Here is a 7,168-nt window from a genome sequence, read left to right on the forward strand (position 1 = left end):
TTCCCTCTTTACAATCATTTTTCTACTAAACTAATATCATGGGAGAAAATATTGAGAATCAAGCGTGCTTCATGGTAAGGATGGAAGAGAAAATGACGCCGGCTGGAAAAACGAATTTCCTAACCCTAAAGTTCATGGATAAGAATCTATTCATTTTCTGTAAAGCGCCAGCAGCAGTAGGCATCGTCCGGATGTTTGTCGGGCGGACAGAAAATGCATTCTGTTGCTATTTCTTCATCGATAGCCTTCGCGAACTGAGAGTATTCTACGAACCCTATCGATTTGCAGTGGAAATCCGGTAATCGTTTTCTCTTTCTCGCTTCCTGGACGCGGCAGGTCTTCATGGTGAGGATGAGGCTTCCCTCGTCGGGCCTCTCCACGCTCTGCTCGTTCAGGTGAGCATAGAGCCGGAATGAGAATGCTCTCTGCAAAGCATCGATCCCCCCGCCTGGCTTCATATCGAGAAAATCCATGATGCGCTTGGCTTCGAGCACGGTGAATCTTTCCCAGGCCTTCATGTCCATCTCCATCGCTGCTTTGATGCCGTATTTCTTTTCAACTGCGAGAAACCAGAGACCGTCATGCGCGAGCCATCGCTTCGCCAGATCCCGAACATACTCCAGCAGCTGTTCCCTATTGAAATTGTCAGGAGTGTGGATCTCTTTTCTCATGCTCCCCTCTCTCATCAATTATGCTTATTTCTTGGTTTATCTTTCTGCCATCATATTTGCCGCACAGGGCTTTTTCCTCTTCAGACCACACATGATAGCAGGACTTTGTGAAAAAATTCATATTGATTTGAGTACACGATATATTCTATAATTTGTAAAATTATGACGTGAATCTGTCTCACCATAAGAATATTTCATAAGTGATTGTCATTAACATGTACACACTATAAAAAAGGAGGACATGCATGAAAAGAAAATTTTTAATCTTCCTTTTCCTGCTGTGCATTCCCATGGCTGTACTCGCCGATAAAGAGACATGCGGCGAGTGTCATGAAGAGATCTTCAAGTCATCAGCGACAGCCATGCATGCACGGACGGGAAACGTCACCTGCAGCACATGCCACGCTGCTGCTGAAGCGCACCTGGAATCGGGCAGCGTTGAAGGAATGATGCCTGACGATCTTCAGAGAATCTGCTTTTCCTGCCACACAAGTCTCGAATGCGATGACGAGCACTGCAGCAGGGACGAGTATACCTGCGATACGTGCCATAGCATCCACGAGGGAAAAGGGAAAGGGATCCTGAAGGCCTGCTGCACGAACAAGCTCTGCGGGAGCTGCCATAAAGATGTCAAAGCGCAGATGAATCTTCCCAACCATCATCCTGTCCCCGAAGGGAAGATGACCTGCTTCTCCTGTCATTCCCCTCACGCCGGATTCAAGCCATCACTCGCAACGGGGAAGGACGTGAACGATCTCTGCTGGAATTGCCACACCTCCAAGCAGGGTCCTTATATATTCGAACATGAACCTGTGGTTGAAGACTGCCGTATCTGCCACAGCACTCATGGCAGCGTTGCCGACAACCTCCTGAATCAGAACGAGCCGTTCCTCTGCCTCCAGTGCCACGAGTTCCACTTCCATGCAGGACTCGAAGGAGAAGAAGAGGAAGAGCTGACGATCGGTGGAATCCTCTATGGGAACCGCCATACGACGTCCGGCTACAAGATGGCATTCACGACGAGTTGCACCCAGTGCCACATTCAGATCCACGGTTCTGATCTTCCAGCACAGACTGTCCCCGGTCGCGGGGAAGGTCTCACACGATAGGAGGTGTGTCATGAAAAAATACCTGATCATTCTTTCCGCAATCTTGCTGATGGGTGGCCTTGTCTGGGCTGATGATACAGAAGGTTCCGTCACCTTCAAGTACACGGTCGTCAGTGATGAGGACAGCAAGGTCAAGGCTTCGGAGTACAGGGACGATGAGGATTCTGCCGGCTTTGCGGTCGATCTCACGTCACAGATGCAGGATCATGGTCTGTTCCTCATCTCCGGGCATACCAGTACGAAGGACGACCACAGTTATGGCCTTTCGCTCTGGACCGGTCCTCATTTCAGTATCAGCGCATCATACAGAGAGTTCGTCCACAACACAATCCACGATCCGCTCACGAACCTCGAGGCAATTTCCGACGTGAAGGTAACGCGTTTTACCGATTTCAATCCTGAAACGGATTACGGCGTCGTCTACACCGACACGAATGCAAGAATCGATTATGCAGTCCACGGATATGAGAACCTGAAACTCTATCTATCGTACCGTGACGAATCACGGAAAGGCTGGAAACAGGCGCGAACCGTATCTCACTGTTCCACCTGCCACGTCGTGGGGATGGATAGGAAGGTGGACCAGAGCATGCAGGACGGCGAGGTCGGAGCAAGCCTCATGGTAAAGAATTTCCGCCTGGCGGTCTCACACCTGAGCCGCACGTTCAAGGAGAATGGAGCCACTCCCACATTCACATATGAGGATGCGCTCCATCCTGCATTGAGAACGCCCGTCTTCGAGGACAGGGTTCAATATGACCTCGATGAAGGTGCCCAGCTCATCAACCAGGTTCCGAAAGTGGAGAAGACACAGGACAACATCCAGCTCGATTTCAACTGGAATTCAGGAGATCTCACGGCCGCATACACGATGGCGGAGGTGACGAACAAGACGACCCACAATGCGTTCGACTACAATGCACTCCTTGCGCGTGGCAAGCAGCGTCTCAGCGAAAAGATGACCCTGAGACTCCGGTTCCGGACGTATGAGATCGATAATGACGATTACTTTGTCGATACTGCCGAGCCGGCTGCCATTGCAGGACCTTACGTTGGCGAGACATACCGCCAGCATTACGGATATGATCCAGACTTCCTGCGACGAAGCGCGATGAACCGCACGGTAAGCGATGGACTTGCAGAGCTTCAGTACCGTTATATGAAAAGAGGGCATCTGAAATTCGGCCTGCGTTACACGTCGGTCGACAGAGACCATTTCGAGGTCTCCGAAGGAGAGAAGGAGACCGTCACGAACAAGTTCTACGTCGACTGGAGGCACTGGATCCCGGAATCATGGAAATTGATGGCGAATCTATCGTACAGCGATATCTCTCATCCGTTCGGTATCGTTGACGGTGGATGCAATCCTGACATGGACACGACACCCGTGGGAAGCCCGCTCGCACCCGGCTCTCTGCAGTACTATGAGTGGCAGGATGCGAGGGAGTACAATCTGTCCAATCAACCGTCGAAAGATCTCTTTTTCCGCTTTTCCGCTTCCCGACCGCTGAAAGGAACAACGACACTGATGTTCAACACCCGCTATAAGGATCAGAAGAACAGCGACCTCGATTTTTCGAAGTGGGATCGTAATTCCCTCATGGCAAGTCTGTATCTCAACTGGACGGCGATGGATAGATGGTCGTGGTTCGCCGGGTACAACTACTCCGATGAAGAAACGACGACTCATGTCTGCATCCCCGTCATGGATGGGTGAGCGGGAGGAGTCACTGCCGGCCAGTTTGGCCATACCGCAGACGATACGGCATACAACATCACGAACAATATTTACTTCCTTTCCACCGGGGCAAAAGTGAGCGATCGCGTTTCACTCTCTTTCGGAGTTTCTTATGTCGACAGCACCGCTGCAATGAAGAGCATCTCTTTCACACCGATCAGTGATGAAGCGGCGACTACGCTCGGTTTTGAAGATTACAATCTTACTTCGGTACACGATTATTCAGATATCGACGTTTCGAGGCTCGAGTTCACCGGAAATATGGGGATAAGCCTTACGAAGATGCTGGGACTGAATTTCGGCTTCCTCTACGATGATTACCAGGACAACGATCCGTACCTCGTCGATACGACGGGAACGTACTATTGGATCTACGGTGGATTCAGTATCAAGTTCTAGGAGGATCTTAATCAGGAATACTGCTCATAAAAAGGTATCACATGCATTTCAGGATAAGGAGCTTTCAGGAATGGAAGCTCCTTTCCCTTTCTCGACGTAACCATAGCGGACGATCTGAATCTTAGCAATAAGAGATTAATGGGTGGAATATGATGCGGTTGATACGAAATGAAAGGAGATCCAGATGAGCTATTTAATCGTCTATGCACACCCGAATTCGAAGAGCTTCAACCATGCGATCAGGGAAGAGGTGGAAGCAAAACTGAAAAAAGCCGGTCACGAGTATGTTGTCCGTGACCTGTATGAAATGAACTTCGAGCCCAATTTGAGCGTGAATGATTTCGTCTCGCTCATGCAGGGGAAGACACCGGGAGACATCAAGAAAGAGCAGGACCATATCCGAAACGCCGATGTCATCGTCTTCATCCATCCGATCTGGTGGTACAGCATGCCTGCGATTCTGAAGGGGTATATCGACAGGATTTTCTCCCATGGATTCGCCTACAAGTTTGATGAAAACGGTCTTCAGGGACTTTTACCCGATAAGAAGATCGTCATCCTCAATACGACAGGCGGGTCCGGTGAATACTACGCAGAATCAGGATTCGATGATGCACTCCAGAAAACCCTGGAGGAAGGGATCTTCAGACTCTGCGGAATGAAGGTTCTCCTCCACAAATACTTCTATGCGGTTCCTTCCGTCGATGACGCCGCACGGAAGAAGATGCTGGAAGAGATACACGGAATGGATTTTTAAAAACATTGTTCGTCTGTTCTCAACTCCTTCTTCTGTATCTCAACCGCTGATCGGAATCCGGCTTCTCTCCCCGCCTTCATTGAACAGAACAGGATGGTTATGCCTGCTGATCCCCTTTTTCAATGAAGCGTGAACCATATATGAAGAAGCCCGACCTCTTCATCTGTTTTGACCTATTGATCTGGTGCATTCGTGAAAGAGAGGATTTCGTACTATAATTGATGCCTCAATATTGATGCCTCACCGATGACCGAACCAGGAGGAGAACCTGACCGCAATGACCGATAATGGTCCACAGAGAGAAGTTTTCAGAAAAGGTGACGGTTTTGGCAGAACCGTTCTGTCAGACCTGCGCCGCGGTGATTTCAGGACCACGCTGCGCCGGGATCTGAAAGATCTCTATCGTTTCTACATCGACGAGGACCGCCGCACGAGTCTCGCAAGCATGAACCGCGTGAAGCGTTTCTTTCTCATCGCATTCTGGCTCCTGAAAAGCATGATACTCAAGCTGACCCCTGGCCGGAGGATCCTCCTCCTTGCATGCTTCATCCTCATCCTCTACGGGAGCGTCACGTTCAATGCAGGGAGATTCTTTTTCAGCCTCCACCTGGGATTCTTCAGCTTCATCATCCTCCTTCTCATTCTGATGCTCGAATTGAAGGACAAGCTTCTTGCCAGAGATGAACTGATAGCAGGTCGTGCGGTGCAACTTGCCCTCCTTCCTGAAAAGAATCCGACGTTTCCCGGCTGGGAGATATGGATGTACTCACGACCTGCAAATGACGTCGGGGGCGACCTCGTCGATTACCTGCACGTGAACAACGAGTGTCTTGGCGTCATGCTCGGCGACGTTACCGGAAAGGGGCTCGGTGCCGCTCTCCTCATGGCAAAGCTTCAGGCGACGCTTCGTGCCATCGTTCCTGATTGCGTGTTGCTCTCCGATCTTGGCTACCGTATGAACGAGATCATGTTCCGTGACGGGATATCGAACAGATTCGCAACTCTCGTCTATCTCGAGTTGAAACCGAACTCGGGTTCTCTTCGCTTCCTGAACGCAGCCCACTGCCCCATCATCAAGCTCGAGGGGCAGACGATCGAGAAGCTCGATCCTTCCTCACCTCTCCTCGGGGCATTTTCCGGATCGACCTTCGTTGAACAACAGATCGATCTACGACCCGGCAGCAAACTCATAATTCACTCCGACGGCCTTACGGAAGCATGCAATGACAAGGATCTCTTTTTCGGCGATGATTGTCTCCGGAAGATGATGCCGGAGCTTCATGAGCTCGACGCTGAAGCTTCAGGAAAATGGCTCCTGGCCGAAGTCGAACGCTTCGTCGGTGAAGCACCTCAATCCGATGATATCTCCCTCGTCATCCTGAGGAGGCTGGACTGAGTCCTCCCGCTTCGTGATAGAATATCTCACAGGAACAATGAAAGAAACTTCGCGAAGACATTTCATCCGGTCATGTTTTGATCTTATGATCACAGGATTCGGTTTCTTCCTGTTTCCATTTTCCCCGGGATGCAACAGAAAGGAACATGCACCGCTCCCTGTTGACATCGTGGACGATGAGAAGAAAAAGCTCGCCATCGAGGATGCTGCCAGGATATCGAAAGGATTCGAAGCCGCCTATCTGAAATTGCACGGGAGTGGGGAGCTGAAGAAGCGGGGAGAAGATCTCTGGCAGATCATGGAGGACTGCAGGCTCTGTCCGCGTGAGTGTGGGGCTCACCGCATCAAAGGCGAAAAAGGATTCTGCCGGTCTACATCCCAGCTTGAGATCTCGGCCTTCCATCCTCATTTTGGAGAAGAGAGCTGTCTCGTCGGAAGGGGCGGTTCAGGAACGATTTTCATGACGAACTGCGGCCTCCGCTGCGTCTTCTGCATCAACTGGGAGATCAGCCAGGGAGGCTCGGGAAGCGCCAGAAGCATCGAAGAGATGGCCGGCATGATGATCCATCTTCAGAAGATCGGCTGTCACAACATCAATGTGGTCACACCGACCCACTACTCGCCTCACATCGTCCTCGCTCTGGACATCGCTGCAGAGAAAGGGTTGAGGCTTCCCCTCGTGTACAACACCTGCGGCTGGGAACGGCTGGAGATCCTGAAGAAACTCGACGGCATCGTTGACATCTACCTTCCCGATTTCAAATATTCGGACGGTGCGATGGCATCGCGCTACTCGTCGGCAGCCAATGACTATCCGGAGATCACGCAGGCGGCTCTTCTCGAAATGAACCGACAGGTCGGAGTCGCACATCCTGCAAATGATGGGCTTCTCTCCCGAGGTTTGATCATACGACACCTCGTGATGCCGAACAATGTCTCGGGAACAGAACAGGTAATGAAATGGATAGGAAAGAACCTTCCAAAAGACACCTATGTCAATGTCATGTCGCAGTACAGACCGATGTACAAAGCGCACGAGTATCCGGATATTGCAAGGAGAATAACCCGCAAGGAGTATGAAGATGCGATCCGCTGGGC

The 7,168-nt window shown here is 50.8% G+C and carries 7 protein-coding genes; 6 read left to right on the forward strand and 1 reads right to left on the reverse strand.

Going from position 1 to position 7,168, the window contains the following annotated elements; all coding sequences use genetic code 11:
* Nucleotides 1–146: 146 nt before the first annotated feature.
* Complete coding sequence (locus tag AB1756_04065; protein MEW5806513.1) at nucleotides 147–671, reverse strand: DUF6125 family protein; 525 nt, start codon at nucleotides 669–671, stop codon at nucleotides 147–149.
* Nucleotides 672–916: 245 nt separating this feature from the next.
* On the opposite strand from AB1756_04065, the gene AB1756_04070 reads away from it, so the two are divergent.
* From AB1756_04070 to AB1756_04095, 6 genes are all read left to right on the forward strand, one after another.
* A complete protein-coding gene (locus AB1756_04070; GenBank protein ID MEW5806514.1) occupies nucleotides 917–1,780 on the forward strand; it encodes a cytochrome c3 family protein in 864 nt (287 codons plus the stop codon).
* 10 nt (nucleotides 1,781–1,790) lie between these two features.
* Entirely contained in the window at nucleotides 1,791–3,497 is a 1,707-nt protein-coding gene (locus tag AB1756_04075) for a GSU2204 family CXXCH-containing (seleno)protein (protein ID MEW5806515.1), read from the forward strand.
* A gap of 96 nt (nucleotides 3,498–3,593) precedes the next feature.
* Nucleotides 3,594–3,917, forward strand: a complete 324-nt coding sequence (locus AB1756_04080; GenBank protein ID MEW5806516.1) for a hypothetical protein — start codon at nucleotides 3,594–3,596, stop codon at nucleotides 3,915–3,917.
* Between the two features lie 184 nt (nucleotides 3,918–4,101).
* Nucleotides 4,102–4,674, forward strand: a complete 573-nt coding sequence (locus AB1756_04085; GenBank protein MEW5806517.1) for an NAD(P)H-dependent oxidoreductase — start codon at nucleotides 4,102–4,104, stop codon at nucleotides 4,672–4,674.
* Between the two features lie 277 nt (nucleotides 4,675–4,951).
* Complete coding sequence (locus AB1756_04090) at nucleotides 4,952–6,070, forward strand: PP2C family protein-serine/threonine phosphatase (GenBank protein MEW5806518.1); 1,119 nt, start codon at nucleotides 4,952–4,954, stop codon at nucleotides 6,068–6,070.
* 85 nt (nucleotides 6,071–6,155) lie between these two features.
* Nucleotides 6,156–7,168 (forward strand): radical SAM protein (locus AB1756_04095; protein ID MEW5806519.1); only part of this gene is annotated, 1,013 nt, incomplete at its 3' end.

The sequence above is a fragment of the Acidobacteriota bacterium genome (assembly GCA_040752675.1).
In the GTDB taxonomy this organism is placed as follows: Bacteria; Acidobacteriota; Polarisedimenticolia; order JBFMGF01; family JBFMGF01; genus JBFMGF01.